Below are 236 nucleotides of genomic sequence, written 5' to 3'. Positions count from 1 at the left end.
ACGGTAAATGAACACGTAGCTGTATTTCCCGATGCGTCCGTGGCTGTACAAGTCACAGGAGTGGTTCCTACAGAGAAGAAGGATCCAGAAGCTGGCGAACAGGAAAAAGTTACACCTGGACAGTTATCTGTAACCGTAGGTTGAAATGTAACAATAGCACCGCATTCACCAGGATCATTTGCTTTTGTAATATTGTTAGGGCATTGGATTTTTGGTGGTTCAGTATCGTTTACTGT

At 43.6% G+C, this 236-nt stretch carries 1 protein-coding gene; it reads right to left on the bottom strand.

What is annotated here, in order from left to right; all coding sequences use genetic code 11:
• Nucleotides 1-236 (bottom strand): HYR domain-containing protein (locus BAQ48_RS28595; protein WP_116758550.1); only part of this gene is annotated, 236 nt, incomplete at both ends.

Source organism: Bacillus luti, from assembly GCF_001884105.1.
Classification (GTDB): Bacteria; Bacillota; Bacilli; order Bacillales; family Bacillaceae_G; genus Bacillus_A; species Bacillus_A luti.
This window is presented reverse-complemented; position numbering and strand designations above follow the sequence as displayed.